This window comes from Aquimarina rhabdastrellae (genome assembly GCA_947387485.1).
Lineage (GTDB): Bacteria > Bacteroidota > Bacteroidia > Flavobacteriales > Flavobacteriaceae > Aquimarina.
This window is the reverse complement of record CANDNT010000004.1, coordinates 235,461-260,455: the sequence shown is the minus strand read 5'-3', so window position 1 is coordinate 260,455 and position 24,995 is coordinate 235,461. Positions and strand designations below refer to the sequence as shown.

The following is a 24,995-nucleotide window of genomic DNA, read 5'->3' as shown; positions in this document are numbered from 1 at the left end:
TTTATAAAGAATACTTTACATTGAGTTAATGTGGTTATTATTTTAAAATCACAAATTTGTATATGAATCTTTTAGAACCTAATACTATTCCTGAAATACATCATAATTTTAAACTAAATAAGCAATCCTTAAATGCCGAAGATTTGCGAACACTCTCTTATGAGTTAATTAAAGACGGAGAGGTTTTTGAGCAAGAAATAGGGCAGTTTTTATTGGATTGGCTTGATGATAAAGATTTTATTTACGTCAAAACCTCAGGGTCAACCGGAAAGCCAAAGAAGATAAAAATTCTTAAGCGCCATATGATCAATAGTGCTTTGGCAACAGGAGAGTTCTTTAAAGTAAAAGAGAAAACAACAGCTTTATTATGCTTACCAGCAACCTATATCGCAGGTAAAATGATGTTGGTAAGAGCGATGGTTCTAGGATGGAAATTAGATGTAGTTCCACCTAAAATGAATCCTTTAGACGCTGTGTATAAGCAATATGATTTTTGTGCTATGGTTCCATTGCAACTAGACAATTCATTAAATAGGTTGCATTTACTTAAAAAGTTGATTGTAGGAGGTGGAGTGATATCAGAAAACTTAAAGACTTATGTTCAAGATATAGATACCAAGATTTATGAGACCTATGGAATGACAGAAACAGTTACTCATATAGCAGCTCGTAGAATAAATCCTAAAAAGAAAGAACCTAAAGCTTTTAAGGTTTTACCTAATATCAAATTGAGTGTCGATGATAGAAATTGTTTAGTCATAAAAGCCCCTCAATTATCTGATCAAATTATCACTACTAATGATATAGTTGAGTTGATAACCTATAAAAAATTTCTTTGGAAAGGGCGCTTTGATAATGTGATTAATAGTGGTGGAGTTAAAATGTTTCCAGAAGAGATAGAAACTAAACTTCAGAAGTTAATTCTACAGCGTTTTATCATTACAAGTTTGCCAGATGATGCTTTAGGTGAAAAATTAATAATGATTATAGAATCAGAACATAAGCATAGTAGCTATAATACTCTAGGAGAAGATATTCAAAAACTAGAAGACTTAACTAGATATGAATGTCCAAAAGAGATTTATTTCTTACCACAATTTGTAGAAGCTAATAATGGAAAAATACAACGTAAAAAGACATTAGCGCTATTGATTGAAAATTTAAATGCATAAAAACTTTAATATTCTAATACAGAATGTTTTGCTTTGTTTAAATTAAGTTGTAATTTTGCACACCTTTTGGCGATTAAGAGAATTAAAAAAGGTAGATTTTAAATAAATATAAACAGCTTTTGTATAGCTTTCGCATTTATTCTCAGATATATACAAAATACAAATTTAATCTTCAATGTCTGAAGAAACAAAAAACACAGACGTTCAGGTTTCTCCACAACAAGCAAACCCTGAGCAATTTTTAAAGGAATTTAACTGGCACAACTACGAAGAAGGAATCGATCCAATCGAGGACTCTAAGTTAGAAGAATTTGAAAAGCTAGTTGCAGAAAACTTCGTAGATACTTTAGATGATGAGGTTGTAGAAGGAACTGTAATCAACATTACAGATCGTGATGCTATCATCGATATCAATGCAAAGAGTGAAGGAGTTATCTCATTAAACGAATTCCGTTATAACCCTAACCTAGCTGTAGGAGACAAGGTAGAAGTATTAATTGACGTACGTGAAGACGCTACAGGTCAATTAGTATTATCTCACCGTAAAGCTCGTGTAATCAAAGCTTGGGATAGAGTTAACAATGCTCATGATACAGGAGAAATCGTAAACGGATTTGTGAAGTGTAGAACTAAAGGTGGTATGATCGTTGACGTATTCGGAATCGAAGCATTCTTACCAGGTTCTCAAATCGATGTTAAGCCTATCCGTGATTACGATGCTTACGTTGGTAAAACAATGGAATTCAAAGTTGTTAAAATCAACCACGAATTCAAAAACGTTGTGGTATCTCACAAAGCGCTTATCGAAGCTGATATCGAGGAGCAAAAGAAAGAGATTATTGGTCAATTAGAAAAAGGTCAAGTATTAGAAGGTACTGTGAAGAATATTACTTCTTACGGTGTGTTTGTTGACTTAGGTGGTGTAGATGGATTAATCCACATTACTGATCTTTCTTGGTCAAGAATCAATCATCCAAATGAATTAGTAGAATTAGACCAAAAATTAAACGTTGTAATCTTAGACTTTGATGAGGCTAAGACACGTATCCAATTAGGTCTTAAGCAATTAAAAGCTCACCCATGGGAAGCTCTTGATGCTAATATCAAAGTAGGTGATAAAGTTAAAGGTAAGGTAGTTGTTATCGCTGATTACGGTGCATTTATCGAAGTAGAAGAAGGAGTAGAAGGTTTAATTCACGTAAGTGAAATGTCATGGTCTACACACTTACGTTCTGCTCAAGATTTCGTAAGCGTAGGTGATGAAGTAGAAGCTGTAATCCTTACTTTAGATAGAGATGAGCGTAAGATGTCTCTAGGTATTAAGCAATTGACTCCAGATCCATGGACTGATATTACTTCTAAATACCCAGTAGGATCTCGTCACACTGGAGTTGTTCGTAACTTCACTAACTTCGGAGTATTCGTAGAATTAGAAGAAGGAATTGACGGATTAATCTATATCTCTGATCTTTCATGGACTAAGAAAATCAAGCACCCATCTGATTTCACATCTGTAGGTGATAAGTTAGAAGTTGTTGTATTAGAATTAGACGTAGAAGGACGTAAGTTAAGCTTAGGTCACAAGCAAATCGAGGCTAATCCATGGGATAAGTACGAAGCTGAATTCGGAGTTGGAACTAAGCACACAGCTGCTATTGCTGACATGAATGATAAAGGAGGAACAATTAACTTCAACGATGATGTTGTTGCATTTGTACCTACTCGTCACTTAGAAAAAGAAGACGGAAGCAAGCTTACTAAAGGTGAGACTGTAGAATTCCAAATCATTGAATTCAGTAAAGAATTTAAGAGAGTTGTTGCTTCACATACAGTATTATTCAAAGAAGAAGAAGCTAAGATTGTAAAGCAAGCTGCTAAGAAAGCTTCTAGCTCTGCATCAGAGAAGACTACTTTAGGTGATCTTGATGCATTAGCAGATCTTAAAGCAAAAATGGAAAAAGGAGGTAACTAATAGTTAACTCGTTTTATCAACATAAGAATCCCTCTGCATTGCAGGGGGATTTTTGTATTAATATATTCCTTTTATTTAGAGAAGTTTATCAAATTACAAAAGCATTTTAGCCAAGAAAGTGTACCAATACAGCTGTAAGGTTTAATGATATATAGAAGTCATTTATAACATTAATTTACCCGTTTATAACAATATTGGTTGAATTTTCTATAGGTAGAAGTTTCTTTGATGTAAAATATAAAGAAACAATTCATGGAAACTTCACAGATTTTAGAAATTGCTTATGCCATATTTTTAATCCTAATTAGCTATCTTCCTTGTTATGTGATATATAAAATAGGGATAGGAATTAACACATGTTCTGTAGAATTAAAAACGCATTTTACTACTGTAGTAAAATTAACATTAGACCTTACTACGAGATGGCTAGAGTCTTGCGAAGTATTGATTAAAGAATCAAAAGGATTAGAGGTAGAAATGAAAGCTTTGGGAGAAGATACCACAAAGTTATATGAACAGATACAACAAATAGAAGCGCTTAAACAAGAAGTAACAAACATAGAAACAGCATCTTTTAATGGAGTAGAAGATGTTAAAATACCGTTATCACAATTTATTACCTATAACTCTGATTTTATTCGTTTTAAAACAAAAACTGTAGGAGGAGCACAGGTACCTATAGATCTAAGATTTACATCGCCTTTTTCTTTTAGAGAAATTAAACTACAAACTACCAAGCAACAAGTTAATGTACCAGGTTTAATAGAAGTACAAGAAGGATTCAGAAAAGTAAATCAATTTTCTGTAGAAATAAAAAAAGCTTTTGAGACTATTGAAAATTATTTTGGAAAAGCAAAAGTTGTTATAGATCGCTCAAATCATATGTTGCATACAATGTATGGGACAATAGAAGAAATGAGTGAGATGAATAAAGAAGTAAAACGAATTAATCAGGGTTTAGAAAGCATACAAAAGATTTATAAGTCAAAATTTAAAAAGCCTTATAGAGTAGCTTTGATCATAGGAGGTATGATCTATATCCATTGGGCTTCGAATAATATTATAGAAGCAGTGAGAATTATCTTAAAGCACGTTCATCTTTTTACACATTGAATAAAAACAAAAACTAAGCTCATCTAATTTTATTTTAAAACTATGATTGAGCTTAGTTTTTAAAGCAACTTTGTTATAGTGGAATTGCTGTGAAAATTTGTTTATAATCAGTATTATTTTGGTTACTTACAGTTACACTTTCTGGTTCAAAACGATAAGAAGAAGATGTAGGTCTAATGGTTACTGTTTCATTATCGTTTAAAGGAAATGATGCTTCTGCAGATGTTCTAGCAGTTACAGTTTCATTACTATATTGACATTGCCATGACCAATGTTTATTGGATAACAAATTTCCTTTTGAATCTCTAATTTCTGTTTTGAGCATTTCTTTTTCATTCAATGCTTCCATTACTTTGTAATAATTGTTGTTATGTACACTAGGAAAATCTACAATTACGCGCCATGGCTTTTTACCGTTTAATTTCCAAACATCATCAACAAATGCTGCTAATCTAGATGGATGGTTTAAATATTTAGCTTTATCTGCATCACCAAAACCAAAACCAGGCGTAATTCCATAACGCTCTATAGAAAAATATTTTGAGTTAGAAGGTGATGTTTGAGGTTTATGATCGTTATTATCTTGGTGACCACCTCCAAATGTATGTCTTGCTAAAGATGGACCATATTTTGAACCACCTATTTGGCGAGTAATAATTACTCTCTTACCAGACGAAATGACCTCTTGAGGTGTTGGGTATGGATTAGACGCAATACCTCTGTAAATGTGTTTATCTAAGCCTGCTTTCTTGATTACCTTATCAATTTCTTTACCAGATACTGTAGTTTCAAATTTTAGATATACGATTTCAGATGGGTTAGCTTCTATGAAATCAGTTATTTCTCTTAATACATAATGTGCTAATCTACTTTTGTTTGCACCATTTGTAAATTTACCATGATAAACAGATATATCATTTCCTTTAAAAGGATTTAGATTAATTTTTTCATGAATGTCAATTTCTACAGCTCTTATCCCTTTGTCTAATTGTTTTGGCATATCATCAAAAACATTAGAAAGCCTGAAGCGACCTTTATAATTATAAGTATTGTGAGTTGCAGGATTAGCGATTTCATATAATTTTCGAGCTGATCTTGGTACTTCTACTATGGTACTAGAAGATTTGTTTTGTTGTTCAAGAGAGATGTTTTCCTGTAGAACATTATCGGTACTACAACTCACTATTGATGAGGCAATAGCAAGCATTAAAAATGATTTTTTCATGAGTTTGTGTTTTGTTAATTAGGGTTTTAATTAAGAATCTAAATTAATGAGCTTTATCTTATTATAATAGGATGTAGATCACAATCAAAGAGCAATTGCAATGTTGATTTTTGGTAAGTATTTGATTAGTAGTGTTTAATGTGTTTTGGATAACATTAAAATTAGAAATCTTTTAATAAAAGATAATATGGATACGCCTTTATTTATAATTAATTTAAAATAAATGATGTATCTAATTTTAGATGGAAGTAAAGTGTTGGTTATTAGGTGTTAAATAATTAAGATGTATAAAAACTACAATTTATTAAAAATTGAGGGTAGGGTAAGAAATATTGAGTTACGTTTTGATCTATGTGGTATAATCTTAAATAAATGTTAATTTTTAAAATTAACAAAATAACAATATAAAGTTTTTATCCTTGATAATGAGGTGTTTATGTTTTAAATCTAAAATAATTGTTAAAATGGCATGAGAATTGGATAATACCACATACTAAAACAGATTAACGTAAAATATTTAAATTATGAAGAGAATTTTACTTTCACTAGTAGTATTGGTAATAAGCCAAGCTGTATTTGCTCAAAAGAATAGAGCAAAAGTTCAAAAAGTAAATGGTGTTGAAGTTTATGTAATGAATGAACCATTACGTAAATATGATGTGGTATCAGATGAATCTGATTTTTTGAGTACCATAGAATGGGGAAGTATTGCAACAAGTGGACTTATAAACGAAAGTGCTTCTGCAAAAGTAGGTAAGATGGTTAAAGGTATTGTAAAAGTTGCTAGAAAAAAAGATATCGATTTTGATGCAATCATTTATAGTAATGGAAAGACTGCAGCAGCCATTAAATTTACAGAAGAAGCTACAGAAGAAAATGAGGGTATTGCAGAAACAGGAAAAATTGCAGGAATCCCTTTTTATGTAATGTGTGAACCTCTAATGGATTATGTTGTGACTGCTGATAAGAGTGGTGGAGTTAAATGGCAATCTGCAGGAACTTACGGGTTAGTTAACAAAACTGTAGAAGAAGATGTAACTGCATTTGTAGAACGATTTAAACGATTGGTTAGAAAAGAAAAAGTAGAAGCCGTTATTTATACTTCGGGTAAAAAAGCGTCAGGAGTAAAATTTAAATAAGACATCAAGCCAGAATAATATATTCTGGCTTTTTTAGTGTTAAATATGAGAGTGTAACGTGTTTTTTATGAAAATAAACATGATATTTAATAACAAGTAAAAAATTGATTTGTGTTAAATATGAAATTATTTTCAATCCATAAAAATGGACGTTATGGTTATATTGATAAAACAGGTGAAATTTGTATAACTCCTAAGTTTTATAAGGTATTTGAGTTTAGTGAAGGTTTAGCTTGGGCAGCTATAAAGATTGATGATACTTATAAAGCTGGTTTTATAGATACTAATGGAGATTGGGCTATTGAACCGAAATTTGAATGGGGATGGATTTCGACACTAGTTGATATTAAATTTAATCAAGGATTAGCGCCTGTTATGGCACACAATAGAAAATTTCAATTTATAGATACCGTAGGAAATGCTATTACAGAACCTATTTATGATAAGGTTAGCAATTTTTCTGAAGACAGAGCATTAGTCTGTAAAGATAAAAAATATGGTTATATAGATAGGGAGGGGAATGAGATAATACCATGTCAATATGATGAACCAAATGATTTGATTATTTCTGAAGGAGATTTCTATGAAGGATTGGCACTAGTTAGTAAGAATGGAGAATATGGATATATCGATAGGGATGGTAATGAAGTGATGCCTATTAAATATATAAAAGCATCAAGATTTAGTGAAGGTGTAGCTTTTATAGGAGGTTTTTTTGGAGGAAGTTTTATCAATACTAAAGGAGATACTATCATGAAAACAGATCATACAGTATTTGGAGATTTTCATGAAGGATTGGTAGTTTGTGCTAGTGATACTAATGGTCTAATAGGATATATAGACAAGACAGGAGAATGGAAAATAGAACCTCAGTTTAAAGGAGGAGGTAGATTCTCTGAAGGTATAGCTACGTTTAAAAAAGGAGGTAAAACGGGATATATTGATAATACAGGAAAGATTATAATCGAAGCTAAATTTGAAAATGCGATGCCATTTAAAAATGGACTTGCACATGTGATAGAAAGCTTTGATGATGATATTAGAGGTTATATTAATACCAAAGGGGATTATGTATGGCTTGAAGAAAATGAAGAGGAAGAAGAATAAAAAGAATGCCTGAATATTTAATTCAGGCATTCTTTTTTATAGATAGCATTAAACAAACTTATTTTAATGAAGCTACCCAAGTATCAATTTTGTCTTCTAAAAGTGCTAAAGGAATGCATCCAGTCTCTAACACTTGATTATGAAAAGCTTTAATATCAAACTTATCACCTAGAGCAGTTTCGGCTTTTTTACGTAATTCGCGAATTTTTAATTGTCCAATTTTATAAGATAATGCTTGACCAGGATTAGCCATATATCTTTCTATTTCAGAAATAATACTAGCTTCACTTTCAGCTTCATTATCCAAAGAATATTGAATAGCTTTTTCACGTGACCATCCTTTTGCATGCATACCTGTATCAACTACAAGACGAATAGCACGATGCATTTCCATACCTAGCATCCCAAAATATTGATAAGGATCTGTATATAATCCTAATTCATTCCCTAAAGATTCTGTATATAATGCCCAACCTTCGCCATAAGCACTATACCATAAAGTTTTTCTAAATTCTGGTAACTCTTGATTTTCTTGTGTTAAAGAAATTTGATAATGATGTCCAGGAATTGCTTCGTGTAAAAATAAAGCTTCGTCTGAGAAAACATTGTATTTTGAAGCATCAGGGATAGGAGTATAAAAAATACCTGGACGTGTACCATCTAGAGATCCAGGATTATACTCAGCACTAGCAGAGGCTTCTCTAAACGCTTCAGTACGACGTACCTCAAATGGTGTTTTAGGCTTCATGTCAAATAGCTTTTCTATTTGAGGTTTCATACGCTCATGAATCGCATTAAAATTAGCGATAACTTGTTCTGGAGTATTAAAAGGCATTAGCTCTTTGTTATTTCTAACATAATCAAAGAATGCTTTTAAATCCCCTTTAAAACCTACTTGTTGCTTTACTTTTTCCATTTCTGCCAAAATACGAGCAACCTCATTTAAACCTAATTGGTGAATTTCGTCAGCAGTTAAAGTGGTTGTTGTGTAATATTTGATAGCAAAGTCATAGTATTTTTTTCCATCAGGAATAGCAGAGATACCTGAAGAATCACGACCAGCTTCAAGATAAGCTGTACTCATGAATTTGTGTAAGTCTGTATAAGCTGGAATTACTTTTTCTGATAAGATGGCTTGATATGCTGTTGTGAGTTCTTTTTGCTCTTCTGGAGAAAAAGTCTCAGGTAAACTTTTGATAGGCGAGTAGAATAAATGCTTATCAAGATCTGTAACTGTTAAAGCCTCTAATTGAGGTAGAACTTTTTTGATCAAAGATTTAGGTAAAACATATCCAGACTGTATTCCTTCTTCCATTTTTGTTTTGGCAGAATTTAGCCATGTTACATATCCGTCAAGTCGTTTCAACCAATTTTTATAATCTTCTACGGTTTTAAAAGGTTGTGCACTAGCACCACTGGCTAATTGTCCTATAACCAAGTTTACAGACCACATTTGATCGATAGGGAAGAGGTCTTGTCTAAAAGTAAGACGCTCTAAGTTAATATCGCAATCCCATTGTAATACCGCTTTACTCATTTTTTGGCTATCACTCAAATCTGCATCTTTATAATTAGCCAATTGCGTTTTATAATCTGAATAATACTTTGTTAATTTTGAAGCATATTCATCTGAAAGTACATTAGGAAAAAGATCATTATAACGATTATCTCCTGCAAAAGTAGCATTTATAGGATTAAGCTTTAATCCGTCTTCATAATAATTTTTTAAAACTTGATCAAACGGAATTTGGTTTGTTTGAGTGACTTCTGTTGCTTCTTTTTGCACAGGCTTTGTGGCTTGAGAATCCTTACAAGAGAAGGTAAGCGCAGCTGCTGCAATAGCAAATACAATAGATTTCTTCACGATAATAGGTTTATATTAATAACTGTAAAGTGTTAAAGATAGGCTTTTATTGAGAAATGATACTAGGATATTTAAAATGAGGAAATAATATGAGAAATAAAAAACCTTTTGGTATACTGATTAGTATATCAAAAGGTCTAGTAAATGAATTCTTAAGTATCTTAGAGGTAAATAATTTTAATTATCCATGATCTTTCTAAACTGATAAAAGAAACGTTCTATAAGACGTAAATCTTCTGTGACAATTTCTACAACACCACGCATTTCTTGCTTAAACGGAATCTCTCTTTTATAACTGGTGATTAATTTTTCTGGAAGTACTACATCAATACTATACATTCCTTCTTTATCTGCAAAAAGTGATATTTTTTTAACAGTACCTTTTAATGTTCCAAACTCTTTATCTGGAAAATTTTCTAACTTGATATTAGCAGTTTGTCCTACTTTTATTTTACCTGAGTTTTGAGAAGGAGCTTTTATTTTTGCTAAATAAGACGAATGTTCCAATGGTACAATAGAAAAGACTAAATCTCCAGTGTTTACTGTTTGATTTTCATTCCAATAATTTAAAAAGGCAACGTAACCATTAATATCAGATTTAAGAACATATCTCAACTCCCAATCTTTGATGCTCTTTTTTAATTGATTAAAAGATTGAAGAACTCTTTTAAAAAGATTAATTTCTTCTTTTCTTCTATTGATTTGTGTCCCAATAGAGGTCTTATTTGCATTACTTATACTTTCTGTGATTTGAGATAAAGAAACTGTATTATTCTCAAAAGTACGTTTAGCTTGTAAATATTCTAATTCTTTGTTATCGTATTCCTGTTGAGAAATGCTTCCTTTACCATATAAAACTTTATGACGATTATAATCTTTTTCTTTAACAGACAGTTCAATTTTACTAAGTTTTTCCTGAGCTTTTAAGCTTTCTTGTCTTCTATACAGCTCTGATAAAGAAACTTGATTAGCGATAGCTTCGTTAGAATAAGGTTGTAATTCTTTATTTAGTAGATACTCATTATAACTATTTTCAAAAAGCGCATAATCAGTTTCAATATCTCCCAAAAAGAGTACAAGCGGAATTTGATCTATAGGAAATGTAAATGATTTATTGCTAATTTGAACAGTATCTATAATAGATTTCAAAAAGAATACGTCTTTATAATTTGCGGTATTTTCTATAATGGCCAAAGGAGTATCTTTTGATACAATTTGATTATCCTTAACAAGAATGGTATCTATTTTACCTGTGGTCTGTGCAAATTCTTTCTGAGGTGGAATCTCAGTAGTTATGATCGCTTCGGCTGGAATTACATCAGGGTATTTGATCAGCCACGAAATGAAAAGTAATATAATAACTAAGATAAAAATCAACAGATTACCCCATCGAATCATCCAATGCGGTACCTGAGTTAAGATCTCTTGAACTTCTTCACTGCGTAATTTTATGTCGTCTAATTGATTTTCTGGCATGTTAACTTCCTAATTCTAACTGGTTTTTAACTAAGTTATAGTAGTTTCCTCTCTCTTTAATTAAAGATTCATGATTTCCTACTTCTACAATCTTTCCTTGATCTAAAACTACAATTTGATGTGCATTTTTAACGGTACTTAAACGGTGTGCAATAACCATTACAGTTTTATCTTCAAAGAATTGATCTAATTTTTCCATGATAACTTTTTCGTTATTAGCATCTAGTGCCGAAGTAGCTTCATCAAAAAATAAGAATCTAGGGTTTTTATAAACCGCTCTAGCAATAAAAAGACGTTGTTTTTGCCCTGTACTTAATCCAATACCTTCCATACCTATTTTGGTATTGTAAGAAAGAGGCAAACCTTCAATAAACTCTTTAATATTGGCTACATCTACTGCATGAGCAAGTTTTTTCTTGTCTACATAATCATCACCTACAGCAATGTTATTAGCAATGGTATCATTAAAAATATACCCTTCTTGCATTACCACCCCAAAATTGTTACGCCACGCTTTTTGTGAAATACTTTTTAAGTCATGTTTACCTATTAGGATTTGTCCATCTGCAGGCTCATAAAACTTTAAGAGCATTTTCATTAAAGTAGTTTTTCCACTACCACTAACTCCCACAACAGCCGTAATCTTATTTGCAGGAATAGAAAGGTTTAAGTCTTCTAATACAGGACGATCAGAACCTACATATCTAAATGAAATATTCTTAATATCAAAACCTGCATTATCTGGAATATCGAAGATTTTCTCATCATCTGGATTTTCTTCATTTTCTTTATTATGAATTTCAGAAAGACGTTCTAAAGATATGTTTGCATCTTGAAGCTCTCTTAAAAAACTAATTAATTGTGTAATAGGAGCGTTAAGCTGTCCGACTATAGAAGTGATAGCTAACATCATCCCCAGAGTTATATCTCCATCTATAACAAGTTTTGCAGAAAAAACTGTAATCAAGATATTTTTAAGCTCATTAATGAACGATGATCCTACACTTTGATATTGTTCTAAAGCAAGGTTTTCTATCGATATTTTAAACAGTTTTGCCTGAACAAATTCCCAGTTCCAACGTTTTCTTTTTTCGGCATTATGGAGTTTGATTTCTTGCATTCCATTAACCAGTTCGATTACCTTACTTTGTTCTTCACTAATTTGTGAGAAACGTTTGTAATCTAGTTTCTTACGTTTTTTAAAGAAGACTAGAATCCATGCAAAATACACGACACTACCTACTGCAAAAATACTAAAAATAGATAGGCTATAATAGATCAATACAAAACTAAAAACGATAAGATTAACCATCGAAAACAATACGTTAAGCGATGACATAGTAAGAATACGCTCAATACGTTTATGATCATTAATACGTTGTAATAAATCTCCAGTCATTTTTACATCAAAAAATGAAATAGGCAGATTCATTAATTTAATAAAGAAATCTGATATAAGAGAGATATTGATTCGTGTACTCAAGTGTAATAGGATCCAACTTCTTAAAACTTCGATCAATGTACGACCAATAAAAAGTGATAATTGAGCGATAAGAACTAAGTAGATAAAGTTTACATCTTGATTGGTAATCCCTACGTCAACAATACTTTGAGTAAGGAAAGGAAATATAAGTTGTAATACACTACTAGCAGATAATCCTATAACAAGTTGGAGAAGGAATGATTTGTATTTTAATACATATTTTGAAATAAATTTAAAACCAAATCCTTCATCATTATCATCGATATTATCACTATAGAATTTAGGAGTTGGCTCTAATAATAAAGCAACACCTTCTTCAGTAGTTTCTGTAGCATTATTTCCTATCCAAGCTTGAATGAATTCTTCTTTGGTATACGTAATTAGTCCATGAGCAGGATCAGAGATGTAAATAATGTATTCTCCATTACGTTTTTTCTTGATTTTGTACAAAACCACATAGTGAACCTTATTCCAATGAAGAATACAAGGCAATGGTACTTCAGAAAGTTGTTTTAAAGAGAGTTTAACTCCCAGAGATCTAAAACCTATTTCTTCGACAGCATCGCTTAACCCTAATAGCGAACTACCTTCTCTTGTAGTTTCGCTAAGCGTTCTTAATTTTTGTGTATTGAGAATTTTGCCGTAATGTTTTGCAATAATCTTAATACAAGTTGGTCCACAATCTTTTGATTCTGTTTGTTTGTAAAAAGGAAATTTAGGCATTAAGATGTTAAGCTTTTAATTGATTTTGCTCTACGAGGTCTTCTATAAAAAAGAATATATCTTGTCGATCGTATTCTTTAGGAAAAGTTTTTCCGTTAATAAGAATTTCTGGCGTAAAGTTTTTATGATTAGCAACACACCACTCATATTGTGATGTTAAGGTATTTACAAAAGAATTGTCTTGATGAGTTCCCCATTTCTCAATCCAGACTTTTGGAGTAAGAACACCATAACTATCATGCATTGCTGCTAAGCATGTTTCTTCTCCTTGTGTGTGATATAGTTCTATCAATTTTGCGGTAATTTTAACGCCATCATGATCAAGATTTCCTGTCGATACATTAAAACGTATTCGAATTTGTACGTCTTGATAGTGACGGTCTAATATTTGTTCAACTAACTTATGTACTTCTTTACAGTAGCCACATAATGGATTAGTGATTACTGTAATAATGAGTTCAGGTTTGGGGGTTTTGTTACCTAGAATGATCTCATTTTTATCAGAAATGTTAATATCAAGCTGCTCAGATTTGTTAAGCATTGCATCGAACATAGAGAAATTACGTTTAAATTTAAAATATTTAATTTTTAAATCTTTATATTCTTTTCCTTGTCTTAATGCAGGTGCGATGGAAAACCATAATGCAGCTATGGCTATAAAACTAAACAATATTATGATATAATCTAAATAAATTAAGTCTAAAAAGTCTAAATTAAAACTACCAAAATAGTTGATGAATACTTGAAGCCATAAAATAGAAACAATACTTAAACATAAGGTACACCATTGTTTAACTACTTTTGCTTGGTAGTATATAGAATATAGTGTAATAGGTAGTACTGTATAACTAAGTGCTGTTATTAATGAATAACTATGATTGCCTATAGTACATAAAATCCAAGAAAGTAAAAGACCAAAAAAGTAAATCAAAGAAATATCACTTAGCTTTAAAAAGCCAAATAATGTAGCTCCATCTGATGATAAAACCTTATCACAATCTTTTTTAGTATTTTCTTCATTAGAACAAAATGCGTTTAAAGCTTTTGATTCAATACCTAACTCTTTCAATATAATTAATACACTTATACCACATCCCAAAGCTGTAAGTATGAAATGTAATGAGGTATATAGAGATGGTTTTTGAATAAAGAATAGTGAAAGAAGTAGTAGTATAGCTCCGCCAATAACACTATAAGAAATATTAAGAGAAGATGAATTTGAAGACTCTTCTTGGTTTGCCTCTACAGAGACTAAAACTCCTGTCCATAGTTCTAAAAACTCGTTGGCATCTAAATCTTGACTGTACTCTTTATTGAAAGTAATATAGAAACGATCTTTTATAACTTTACAAATTACAAAATGATGTCCCGTATGATTTTGAACTTGTACTAAAAAACTACCTTCAAGATATTGTAACGTTTCGTTTGATACAGGAATACGTAGCGCTGTATTTTCTATACCAAAATGATCTAATACCCCCGTGATTGCGTGTAAACTAGGATAGGTAGGATGACTTAAAATTTGAAAAGATAATTCATCTGAATTTATCTTTATTTTTTGTTGTTTTAGTAAGTTTTTTAACAAATAAACTAAAGAATCTTCCATAGATTTGATGAATGAACAAAAATTAAATTGGACTTAATACCTCCAAAAGTAAGGTTTTCTCTAGAACAAAAGATAAAAGATCAGCCTTAAATTTTAAAATATTACTATTAAATTTCTTTAAAATGTCAGGATCAGTAATTAACTCTTCATAGAGTTCACTTATAGTTACAGGTTCCATAAAATATAAAATAATCATATTCCATCCATCCAATTTTTGTGTTTCATATTGATCATTATAAGGATTTTTATAAGTGATTTTAATAGGAGAAGAATCTATATCAATAGTACAATTATCAGTTACTTTAAATGGCGTATTCCATATCTGATCAATAGTATTATTTGCCATAAAATCATAGCATTTAAAAATATAATCAAGACGTCTTTTTGATATAGTTTGAGAAGAATCAAATCCAATGAACTCTTTGCTTAGTTTGGTATTAATGTGCTTATAGTATTCTGGGAAATGATAAGCTAATCTAGCTTCGATTTGTTCACATGCAAATACAGATTTTTTTGCGAAACCTATACAATGAATATAATTAGTTAGTACTTGAACACTACTAAAATCTATAATTTCTGCAAAATTAGGAGAAACATGATCGTATAGATATTGAATATTTAATTGTTGTTTTTCTGTAATGCTGTAACCTAATTGTTGTTCAAAAATAGTATTAAAGATACCTAGATTAATGTGCTTTAAATGGCGATCATTTTGATGAATTAAATCGAAAGCTTTTTCAGAAAGTTCTTTAAAAAAATCCAGTTGGGTACCACCAATAACACCTGCATTATAGGCTAGAATTTTTTTATGTTTATTAAAAGTATTAAGTAATTCGTTGGGAATCTTATCAAAGTTTGCTAGCATGTATTTAAAAGATTTTCCATAATTTGGAAAGTCTTCTTCTATATTTTGAGCAATAAGATGATAATTTTCAGGCTGATAATCAATTTTGTCCCATAAGAAAATATCATTATCGATATGAAGAAAAGGCGTTTCCTGTGCAGCACATACTTTAAGTTTACCTAAGGCCCATAAACCAGGATCGTAATCATCCATACTGTCTAATGTAGTATGAATTTGAGTATAGGGTAATTCTAAAAGTTCATTAAATAATTGTTTACCTTTTGTGTCTGTATATAATTCTAACTGTTGATATTGTTCACGAATAGATAATGCACTTAAGGCAAAGCTATAAAATGCTTTTTTTTGATCAGGCCAACCACCATTGAATCTAGAGTTGATGTCGGTAGAATTGTGATAAGCAGGCTTTGTCCAATAACTTTGAATGATTTTCATAGAGATAACTTAAATTTAAAAAAGGATGCCTGAGCATCCTTTTTTGTTAATGATTGATGAAATTAAGGCTTGCAATAACTATAAATAGCTGGATCCCAATATAAGTATCCACATCTATTATCCCAGATACCTCTTGGTGGATAAGGATGATTATTACATCTTGGGTGGTAACAACCTCCTGTATACCCTCCAGTAATTTGTTTAGACTCTTCTTTGTCTAAAAGCTCTCCTTTGATCTTACTTAAAATCGCCGACTTTTTCATGATTAATAAATTAAAAATTAATGAGTTATAAATCTAATAAATAATCATACTGGTAAAAAATGACGGGTTAACCGCAATCGTTTTCGTGTTAATAAGAATAAGGTAATTGTGATAAAATTAACATTTGTGATTAATGAAAATTGAGATATAAAGTTAATTCTTTGATGAATTGATAGTGTTAAGGTGTTTGTGTAAAGTATATAGGAAGAGAATTATAAGAATGACAATAATAATTTATACAATAAAGTTATTATTGTTTAGGCTACAGCATCTTGTTGAAGCATATGTATAAGTAAAGTATTAGCCTTTTGTAACATTAAACTAGCAGCTTTTGATAATGGAATTCCTGCGTAATAAAGTTCTTTTATTTTATGATCTAAAGCGAGGTAATATTGATCTTTTTCTAATATCTTATGAGTGAAATCGTTACGATCTATGCCTAAATAATACAATACGTTATTTTGATATTCTTTCATAGAGTAATGATTTGATGTGATTAAAAAAAATAAATTATCTGGAAGACTGATATATCACAAATATATCTCAAATAATAGCTTTGATAATCGATAGGTTTGCTAAAAGTTTGTTAAAAGTATATGAATCTTTTGTTTTAAGCTCAATCTTTATAGGGATAAAATAATTCGTTTAGAAAATAGAAATATAATTAAAACTTATGATTACCAAAGTTACTTTGATTACGATTAAAAGTATTGAAGTCTATAATTAGTGAGGTCATAATTTTTATATAAAACATGGGAGGGTATAAAAGAATTCAACAAATTATAGAGCATTATAATTTGAATAAAAGTAGTTTAAGTAGAGAGCTAGGATATTCTCAAAATTCAACTATAGGAAGAATTATTAACGAAAAAAGAGAACCTAGCCGTAAAACATTAGAAAAGATATTAAAGCGTTTTCCAGACCTTAATTATGATTGGTTAGTTATGGGGAAAGGAACAATGTTTAAGGATAAAAAGTGCAATTTAAATGAAAAGATAACATTGTTTAATGCAGGTGGAGTAGAAGCTTCAGCAGATGAAATAGCAGCTTATATAACACAGAACATAGATAATTTAAAAGAAAATAAATTTATTCAATTACTATTTAAAAGTGAAGGTCAAGCTATAGCCATTGATATTTTGACAAATAAGAATAAATTATAAATTATAGCAGTTTTTTATAAAATTAAAAAAGCACTCATTCTTATATGAGTGCTTTTTTTAAGATTAGTCTCTAATAAAAATTACCTTTTTACTAGTTTACTAATAGCGTTTCCTTTTTCGTTTTGGATATGTACAAGATATAATCCAGAAGGAATATTTTGAACAGAAAAAGAGTGACCTGCTTCAAAATTACCTTTGTATGTTTGAATTAATTGACCAGTAATTGTATAAATTTTAAGTTGTTCTACAGTTTCTTGAATACTGAAACTATGTTGTGTAGGGTTAGGGACAACAGTTAAACTTCTTAAATTAGTAAATTCTGATACACTTAATACTCTAGCCTCATTTGCATAAATCTTAAATTCTCCTGGAGCTAGACTAATAGAGTTTCTAACATCAGAAACATTAAAAGAAGCATTATTATCTAAGATATCATACCATGTTCCTGTTTCTTGAAAATCAGGAATTATGTTTTGAGTTGTAACACCAAAATTACCTAGAATAGTGACATACTTGATTTCATCTCCTGTAGCATTGTTATCTGTAAGATGAATACGTTTTAATCCATTCGTTCTTGATAAATCAATTGTAAAGTCGTTAGTTTTGAAAATACGTTCAGTCTTTTTTAAATCAATTAAAGTACCAAACATATCATAAACATCACGTCTATCTTGATCGTTAAAGTAATCCCAACGAATAGGTTTATTTCCTACACGACAGTTGTCATTAATAGAACCATCTGTACAATAATTAATAGAAAAATCATAGCCTAACTCTCCAAATTGCCAAATCATCTTAGGACCAGGAACGGTAAAATAAAATGCTGCGGCTAATTCTATACGATCTAATGCCGTTGATAAATTCTTTACAGAATAGCTTCCGCTAGCATTACCAAATCTTAAGTTTTTATACATTAAACGTTCTTCATCATGACTCTCCATATAACTAATATTAGCTGGAGTTGACCAACCTCTTTCTAAGTAAGAAACCGCAGAGAAATTTGATTTCCCACCATCATGGTATCCCATTGTGGCTTCGTTATACGCATGATTGCTATTACCCCAAAACATGATTCCTTTACCTTCGTTTAAACGATAATTTGACCATTCTGTTTCTTCGTTAAAAGATCCACCAGAACCTAAATGCTCAAAAATAACATAGAAATCCGGATCAATTTCCCATTGGTTATCTGCATATTGTTTTAATACAGCAACTCTATCTGCTTGATAGTTATTAGTACAAGCTTCTTGATTAGACCCTCCACAGTTTTGTGTAAAACCTTTGGTTAAATCCCATCTAAAACCATCAACATTATATTCTTCTATCCAATATTGAGAAACTCTTTTTACATAGTCTTGAGTAGCTGTAGATTGATGATTAAAATCATTAAATACATTATAAGAATGCCTTGCTTGTTCATTAAAAAACGGACTATCTGCAGACGCATTTCCACCAAAACCACCATTATCAGTATTCCACATTCTATAGAAAGGGTGTTGACCAGAGGCGTGATTAAATACAACATCTACAATAACAGCAATACCTCTTCTATGGCATTCGTCAATTAATTGTTTAAAAGCAGTAGGAGTACCATAATACTTATCCAATGCCATATGGAATGACGGATTGTACCCCCAACTTTCGTTACCATCAAATTCAGAAACAGGCATTAACTCAATAGCATTTACTCCTAAATCTTGAAGGTAATCTAATCTGTTTTTTACAGCATCAAATGAATGTAATGCATCAAAATCACGTATTAATATTTCATATATAACTAAATCCTCTTTGGCTGGTTTAGTAAAGTTTGTTACTTGCCAATCAAAAGAAGCAGTTTGCGGATTAAACCATGTTACAGCAGTTGATGTTTTTCCTGTTGGGTAATCTGGAAGATTAGGAAAAGTAGTATCATTGATAAATTGATCATTTGTCTCTGATAAAATCATAGGAGAATAAGGATCTGCAATTCTAAGTTCGCCATCAACTACATATTGATATAAAATGTCAGTTTCTACGTCATCTAAGTTATTAAGTGTAATCCAGAAACGGTCTGAACTACTGTCTTTATTTAATAAGTATTCATTTGACACAGTCCAATCATTATCGTTAAAATTTCCGATAACATGAACAAAGTTTTTTCCTGGAGCATACATTACAAGAGTTGCAGTAGAAGAATCAGATGGATCTAGATTGAGACCATCTTTCATATTAGCAGGAACGGCTGCTTCTGTAGGATCAGGTGTTGTAATAGCAGCAAATTCTTCTGTTATTGTTGTTGAGCTTGTAGGATCTGTAACTTCTAATCTAAAGCGAATACTTTCGTTTATAGTATGAGTATACGTATAGTTTGTGATGTTATTTTGTGTGTTTACAGCTGTTCCGTTTGCATACAATACATAATTTGCATTTGAACCAGAATTAGCTGTGATTGTAAAACCATTTCCTGGATCAACAATACTTAAATCTTCAGTAGGAGCAGTAAGGTTGATTTGAAAAACACCAACATCTACTAAGTGGTCAGGTGTTTTTTTATCACCATCTCCATTTTTAGCTTTAGCCAAAACACCTATGCGTACAATATCTGTAGTTTGAAAATGAGTAGAAGGAGTCATCACAAAAGAATAAGTTCCATCACCATTGTTTGTGAATCGTTGACGATCATCAGAGTTATTCCAATCACCATTAGTAGTAGGACCACCAAGATTGTCATTTGAATCAAAATACCAAGTCCATAGGAAAATATCAGATACACCCCATATACTCGGATCGATATCAGAAACTGTAATGGTAATTTCGTCATCCACATTAAATGTGGCAGGAGTTATAGTAAATGTTCCATTTTGTATTTGAGCTATCATAAAGCTAGAACAAAACAAAAGGAACATTAAAGCAATTTTTTTCATAATAATAAGAATTATAGATTAAAGTAAAAAGGCTGTTTTTGGTATAAAACAGCCTTTTTAATATCTGGATTACAATTACATTTGAGTAACTGTTCCTTTTCTAAAGTCTACGGTGATTACAAAAGTACCATCACCGGTTGAAGTTACATTTGATTCTCCATCTCGGATAAGCATTCCGTCACCATCAATTCCCCAATCATTATCCCATGAACCTAAAGTAGGTAAGAACTTAAATTCGTCTGAAGCTGTTAACGTTTGAGTAATGGTAAATACGCCTTCTTGCGTTTTTGTAAAAGCACCAGCAGTACTATTATCCCAACCATTGTGAGAACCTACTAAAAATAGATCTTCTGGGATACCATTAGTCAATGTAAACGTTAATGTTTCAAAATCAATAGTTACTTTATAAATTCCAGCATCAGCTATAGTGATGTTGCTTTCGCCATCCTGAATAATGCTTCCAGCATTTGCAGGGTCTTCACCCCAGTCACCATCCCAAGAACCAGAAGTAGGGATCATCTTGAATTCTGCACCAGCATCAAAACGTTGAATTCTTGTAAATACTCCATTCCCTGATGTATAAAAATCTTGAGTAGCATCAGCATTATTCCAACCATTATGAGAACCTACCATAAATAAAGTCTCAGAGATTAATCTTAGATCAAAAGTTAAGGTATTAAAGTTAACAGTAACTACATAGTTTCCTGCATCTGCTACGCTAATGTTGCTTTCACCATCTTGGATAATACTTCCGGCACTTGCAGGGTCTTCACCCCAGTCACCATCCCAAGAACCAGAAGTAGGGATCATTTTGAATTCTGCACCAGCATCAAAACGTTGTACGCGAGTAAATACTCCGTCTCCTGTTGTATTGAATTGCTGAGAAAGATCGGCATTATTCCAACCATTATGAGAACCTACCATGAATAAGTTATCAGGAATGATAGCTTGAGTCATAGTAATTGTACGTTCTAAGGTGTTAATTACTAAATCCCAATTACCATCTGCACCAGTAAATGTAAAATCATTATCAGTACCAGCTTCTAATTCACTAGCAATAGTGTATTCATTAGCAGTAAAGAAATCATAGTTATAACTAATAGCATCTGCTACAGGTTCTGCAAAGATTTTGAAAGTACTATTAGCGGTTAATTCTAAACGTGTTTCATAAATACCTTCGTTTACAGCTAAAGCAACATCTGAAAAAGCACTACTAGAGATAACTAAGTTATCTACTAATCCATTAAAATAAGGAGTAACAGTAATAGAAACTGGCTCAGAATAAGTTTTAGCTATAGCAGCACCTAGTACTGCTTGAACTCTAAGTTGTATTGCATTTTCATCTCCAAAAGCAACTGATAGAGGAGAAGCTTTAGCTTTTAAAATATCATTTAAATGGTTTAAACCTGTATTTAAATCTCCAAATGATAAAGCCAAAGAAGTAGCATCTGTACCTTCTGTACGTAATGGTAAAGTTGTAGCATTATTAAAGCTATTCCCTTCTAAATCCATTTGTACAAAATACTTGATAGCTTCGCTTGTTGTAGTTTCGGCAGCTTCCCAAGAAAGAGCCAAAGCTTCTGTAGCTTCATTTCCAGTTACAGCATCAGTTGTTCTTTCTATAATGAAAGAAGTCGTTGTAGGTGCAACAAGTGCTGAAGCAGATAATAAAGTACCGTCTTCAGTGTCAAAATTATTTATAGTGATATCATCATCTGTACAGGCTTGAAAACTCAAAGCAGCAGCTACAGTGAATGCATATAATATTTTTTTCATAATCGTACTCTTTAAGTTTATAATCCAGTTACAGTTGCATTACCTGCTACATCAAATGATACAGTAACACCATCTATATCAGATGCTATTTCAAAGTTACCATCTCCTGTATCCCAAGCAGTAAGACCTGTACCTACGTTAAATTTCCAGTCTTCACCAAAAATCTCTTGAGATAATTGTACTGATCTGAATTTGAATGGACCAGCAACAAGAGTGATAGTTACTTCCCATTTATTTTCGTCAAAGTTGTAAGTCATAGCAGTTTCGCTAGTCCAACCATCTGGAGTAGCATCACCAATTACACCCCATTCCATTTTGATTAATCTATAAGTTAAATTATCGATATCAACTTGAAGGTAGTAATTTCCGTCTTCTGAAACAGTGATATTACCACTCGCTCCACTATTTTCTAGGTTACCATCTTGAACACCTCCTATAGTACCGTAGTTACCTACTAAATCATCCCATGCAGCTTGATTAGAAACAAGTTTAAATTCATCGCTTGCACTAGCTTTGATATATCCTTCAAATACTCTAGTAGTACCATCACCAATATAACGTAATTCTATTGCTTCAGTAGGAGTCCAGTTGTTTACTCCATAATATCCTTGGATAGATCCAACAATAAATAGTTTTGGTTCTGCTACAATAATTTGCTCGATACCTTTAACTGTAATTGTAATAGGAGTAGAGAATGCTTGATCACCAGATGATTGAGAAGCACTCATTACACGTACTTCAAATTCTGATCCATTAGCAAAATCAACACTTAATGGAGATCCAGCAGTAGTAAGTTGATCATTAATTAGATTTATAGCCTCATTTAACTGTCCAAAAGTTACACTTTGAGTTAACTCTACAGTTCCTTCGCTATTTAATGGTAAACTAGTAGCAGTATTAAAGTTATTACCAGCAATATCGATTTGCAGAGTATTTAATATAGCTCCATTATAGCTTCCTTCAACTTGACTCCAAGAAAATTGAGCAGCTTCTGTGTCTTCGTTTCCATCAACACTACCATCAACAGTTTCAATCACCTCAAATGATGTAACATCTGGAGTATTTAATGTAGCGGCAGAGTTTAATGTCTCACCGCCTAAAATATTTAAATCAGCATCGTCGTCACTACATGACCATAAACCTACAGCCAATAGTGCAACTAATATATATTTAACTTTTCTCATAGGATTTCTTTTTAGTAACCAGGGTTTTGACCTAAATTTCCGTTAGCATTACGAGCTGATTCCGGAATAGGGAAGATGTTTCTTGTAGGATCAGATGCGTTCTTTTCCCACCAAGCTTGGTTAAATCTGTTATATCTAATTAAATCTTGTCTTCTATATCCTTCCCATAGTAATTCTCTTCCTCTTTCTTCAAGAATTTCGTCTAATGTATAGTTTCCTGTTGTAGGAGCATTAGCTCTAGTCTTGATTTGATTCATTAAATTATCTACAGTTCCTTGATCTTGATTTAACCTTTTTAAGGCTTCTGCTTTTGTAAGCATAACATCTGCTAATCTAAAAATAGGGAAGTCATTGCTTAAATTATCAGTAGCACCTTCAACAACTTGCCATTTTGCAACACGTACTCCTGAGTTACGGAACTCATTTGCAGTAAATGAACCAGCGTCCATTAATAAAGCAGGAATGTTAGGTGTTAAAATTAAGTTTGCACTAGCAACATCATCAATAATCTCTTCTCCTGTTAATGTAAATTGTTGACCAACTAAAAGACCTTCTTGAGCTCTTACATCATTAGCAGTAAAAGTATTGTAATGCTCTTCTTGTACAGCAAATCCATTCCATGGTTGAACAGCCATTCCGAAAGTTTGTTGAGATAAGTAGTGGAACGAACGCATGTGAAGGTTAAATCCATTAAAGTTATCTTCATCATAAGCTATCGTATAGATATTTTCTGTAGAAGCTACATTATCAATTTTAAATGGATCTAATGCGTTTGCATCTAAGCTATATCCAAAACTCATCACCATATCAGCAGCATCAATCGCATCTTGCCATCTTGGAGTACCTGTATACACTTCTGCATTAAGGTATAATTTTGCTAATAAAGTATAAGCAGTACCTTTATTGATACTACTTGCATTAGTACCAGGAGTAGGATCAGATAATTTATCAACATTATCTAAGATATCTTGTACGATTGCATTGAAAACTTCTGCTCTTGCAGTTCTAGATGGAAATTGCTCAGCTCCAGTAAAAGTTCTAGGGAAAGGAACATCTCCAAAATTATCGATAGCTAAATAATAATAGAATGCTCTAGCTACAATTGTTTGAGCAAGTACGTTTGCAATTTCGTCATTACCATCAGCATTTACTTCTAGTAATTCGATAGCTCTATTTGCTCTAGGAACAGCATCATAGATTAAGTTCCATAATTGTGTAACAGCTTCGGTATTACTACCCCAAGTGTGTTGGTGTAATACTCTCCACTTTCCACCATCATCCCAGTCTGCTCCACGAGTTGGGGCAACAGCTTCGTCTGATGGAATTTCTTGGGTGAACCACCATCCACCCCAGTCAAGTAATCCTTGTGTTCTTGTAAATACAGGGTTTGCAACACGAATTGCTTGTAACTCATTTTCTGGATATTGATCTCCTAAAAGAAAATCTGAGTTTTCTGTATCTAAATCAGTACAATTAGTTAGCGTAAGTCCTAATAAAAATACTGCTATTATTTTAAATGAAAATTTCAT

Annotated in this window: 18 protein-coding genes; 6 read left to right on the top strand and 12 right to left on the bottom strand. The window is 31.8% G+C overall.

The features are described 5' to 3' along the window. Window positions 1-62: 62 nt before the first annotated feature. From ACYEKI_RS09645 to ACYEKI_RS09635, 3 genes are all read left to right on the top strand, one after another. Complete coding sequence (locus tag ACYEKI_RS09645) at window positions 63-1,172, top strand: AMP-binding protein (protein ID WP_459210982.1); 1,110 nt, start codon at window positions 63-65, stop codon at window positions 1,170-1,172. Between the two features lie 175 nt (window positions 1,173-1,347). Next, window positions 1,348-3,144: a 30S ribosomal protein S1 gene (rpsA, locus tag ACYEKI_RS09640; RefSeq protein ID WP_459210981.1), complete on the top strand. Its 1,797-nt coding sequence runs from the start codon at window positions 1,348-1,350 to the stop codon at window positions 3,142-3,144. Between the two features lie 252 nt (window positions 3,145-3,396). Then, window positions 3,397-4,257, top strand: coding sequence for a hypothetical protein (locus ACYEKI_RS09635; protein ID WP_459210980.1), 861 nt, complete (start codon window positions 3,397-3,399; stop codon window positions 4,255-4,257). Window positions 4,258-4,330: 73 nt separating this feature from the next. On the opposite strand, the gene ACYEKI_RS09630 is transcribed toward ACYEKI_RS09635, so the two are convergent. Next, complete coding sequence (locus ACYEKI_RS09630) at window positions 4,331-5,482, bottom strand: phosphatidylinositol-specific phospholipase C domain-containing protein (protein ID WP_459210979.1); 1,152 nt, start codon at window positions 5,480-5,482, stop codon at window positions 4,331-4,333. 524 nt (window positions 5,483-6,006) lie between these two features. Here ACYEKI_RS09630 and ACYEKI_RS09625 point away from each other — a divergent pair. Both ACYEKI_RS09625 and ACYEKI_RS09620 read left to right on the top strand, forming a co-directional pair. Further along, window positions 6,007-6,621: a hypothetical protein gene (locus ACYEKI_RS09625; RefSeq protein ID WP_459210978.1), complete on the top strand. Its 615-nt coding sequence runs from the start codon at window positions 6,007-6,009 to the stop codon at window positions 6,619-6,621. A gap of 120 nt (window positions 6,622-6,741) precedes the next feature. Beyond that, window positions 6,742-7,728 carry a WG repeat-containing protein gene (locus ACYEKI_RS09620; RefSeq protein WP_459210977.1) on the top strand — a complete coding sequence of 329 codons (987 nt, stop codon included), beginning with the start codon at window positions 6,742-6,744 and terminating at the stop codon, window positions 7,726-7,728. 58 nt (window positions 7,729-7,786) lie between these two features. Here ACYEKI_RS09620 and ACYEKI_RS09615 read toward each other — a convergent pair whose 3' ends face one another. From ACYEKI_RS09615 to ACYEKI_RS09585, 7 genes are all read right to left on the bottom strand, one after another. Next, on the bottom strand, window positions 7,787-9,592 hold the full coding sequence (locus ACYEKI_RS09615; protein WP_459210976.1) for a DUF885 domain-containing protein: 1,806 nt from the start codon (window positions 9,590-9,592) through the stop codon (window positions 7,787-7,789). Between the two features lie 177 nt (window positions 9,593-9,769). Further along, on the bottom strand, window positions 9,770-11,068 hold the full coding sequence (locus tag ACYEKI_RS09610) for an HlyD family secretion protein (protein WP_459210975.1): 1,299 nt from the start codon (window positions 11,066-11,068) through the stop codon (window positions 9,770-9,772). A 1-nt stretch (window position 11,069) separates the two neighbouring features. Then, a complete protein-coding gene (locus tag ACYEKI_RS09605; protein WP_459210974.1) occupies window positions 11,070-13,274 on the bottom strand; it encodes a peptidase domain-containing ABC transporter in 2,205 nt (734 codons plus the stop codon). A gap of 7 nt (window positions 13,275-13,281) precedes the next feature. Next, window positions 13,282-14,880, bottom strand: a complete 1,599-nt coding sequence (locus ACYEKI_RS09600; RefSeq protein WP_459210973.1) for a vitamin K epoxide reductase family protein — start codon at window positions 14,878-14,880, stop codon at window positions 13,282-13,284. 22 nt (window positions 14,881-14,902) lie between these two features. Then, window positions 14,903-16,177: a DUF6734 family protein gene (locus tag ACYEKI_RS09595; protein WP_459210972.1), complete on the bottom strand. Its 1,275-nt coding sequence runs from the start codon at window positions 16,175-16,177 to the stop codon at window positions 14,903-14,905. A 62-nt stretch (window positions 16,178-16,239) separates the two neighbouring features. Then, complete coding sequence (locus tag ACYEKI_RS09590) at window positions 16,240-16,440, bottom strand: hypothetical protein (protein ID WP_459210971.1); 201 nt, start codon at window positions 16,438-16,440, stop codon at window positions 16,240-16,242. A 257-nt stretch (window positions 16,441-16,697) separates the two neighbouring features. After that, a complete protein-coding gene (locus ACYEKI_RS09585) occupies window positions 16,698-16,916 on the bottom strand; it encodes a hypothetical protein (RefSeq protein ID WP_459210970.1) in 219 nt (72 codons plus the stop codon). Between the two features lie 276 nt (window positions 16,917-17,192). Here ACYEKI_RS09585 and ACYEKI_RS09580 point away from each other — a divergent pair, with 276 nt between their 5' ends. Further along, on the top strand, window positions 17,193-17,603 hold the full coding sequence (locus tag ACYEKI_RS09580) for a helix-turn-helix domain-containing protein (protein WP_459210969.1): 411 nt from the start codon (window positions 17,193-17,195) through the stop codon (window positions 17,601-17,603). Window positions 17,604-17,683: 80 nt separating this feature from the next. On the opposite strand, the gene ACYEKI_RS09575 is transcribed toward ACYEKI_RS09580, so the two are convergent. From ACYEKI_RS09575 to ACYEKI_RS09560, 4 genes are all read right to left on the bottom strand, one after another. Continuing rightward, on the bottom strand, window positions 17,684-20,506 hold the full coding sequence (locus ACYEKI_RS09575) for an alpha-amylase family glycosyl hydrolase (protein WP_459210968.1): 2,823 nt from the start codon (window positions 20,504-20,506) through the stop codon (window positions 17,684-17,686). 75 nt (window positions 20,507-20,581) lie between these two features. Beyond that, window positions 20,582-22,282, bottom strand: a complete 1,701-nt coding sequence (locus ACYEKI_RS09570; protein WP_459210967.1) for a SusF/SusE family outer membrane protein — start codon at window positions 22,280-22,282, stop codon at window positions 20,582-20,584. Window positions 22,283-22,299: 17 nt separating this feature from the next. Next, window positions 22,300-23,466 (bottom strand): SusF/SusE family outer membrane protein, encoded by a 1,167-nt coding sequence (locus ACYEKI_RS09565; protein ID WP_459210966.1) that lies wholly within the window; start codon window positions 23,464-23,466, stop codon window positions 22,300-22,302. An 11-nt stretch (window positions 23,467-23,477) separates the two neighbouring features. Then, entirely contained in the window at window positions 23,478-24,995 is a 1,518-nt protein-coding gene (locus ACYEKI_RS09560) for a RagB/SusD family nutrient uptake outer membrane protein (RefSeq protein WP_459210965.1), read from the bottom strand.